The organism is Pseudomonas sp. EA_65y_Pfl1_P113 (assembly GCF_963970525.1).
Classification (GTDB): domain Bacteria; phylum Pseudomonadota; class Gammaproteobacteria; order Pseudomonadales; family Pseudomonadaceae; genus Aquipseudomonas; species Aquipseudomonas tritici.
Genome location: NZ_CAXAQM010000228.1, coordinates 1 through 619 on the forward strand (window position 1 = coordinate 1; position 619 = coordinate 619).

Genomic DNA, 619 nt, shown 5'->3' on the forward strand with positions numbered 1-619 from the left:
ATTGGCGGCACGACGCAATCCGCGTCCTGGTCGAGGTGCGCACGCGCGATTAGCGCTTGGCGAGCGCATAGGCCTGGGTTCCGTGGGTGAGGACGCGATCCTCCGGCAAAAGCGTGGCCACGGGTATGTCCGGTGTACCGGCCAGCGCCTCGTAAAGCGGCGCGAAATCGGTCTCGACCGTCACGCGCAGCAGTTCGTCGAAGCTCGGGATCACGAAATAATTCTGCTGGAAATCGTCAATCCGGTAGTCGGTGCGCATCACGCGCTTGAGGTCGAAGGCGATGCGGTTGGGGCTGGCATCGTCGAGCGCGAAGCGGCTTTCGGCGAAGCTGGAGACGATCCCGGCACCATAGATGCGCAAGCCCTCGGGATCGGCGATCAACCCGAATTCGACCGTGTACCAATAGAGCCGCCCGAGATATTTGAGCGCATCCAGCCCCTGCGCACGCTGCCCGCCGCGACCATAAGCTGCGAGATAATCGGCGAAGACCGGGTCGGCGAGCATCGGCACATGGCCGAACACGTCGTGGAACACGTCGGGTTCCTGCAGATAATCGAGCTGGTCGGGACGGCGGATGAAATTGCCCGCGACGAAGCGGCGATTGGCCATATGGTCGAA

General features: G+C 62.7%; 1 pseudogene. It reads right to left on the reverse strand.

Annotated features, from left to right (window positions below):
• Nucleotides 1-49 precede the first annotated feature (49 nt).
• Nucleotides 50-619, reverse strand: a pseudogene (locus AACY52_RS29290) (hypothetical protein); the annotation flags it as partial.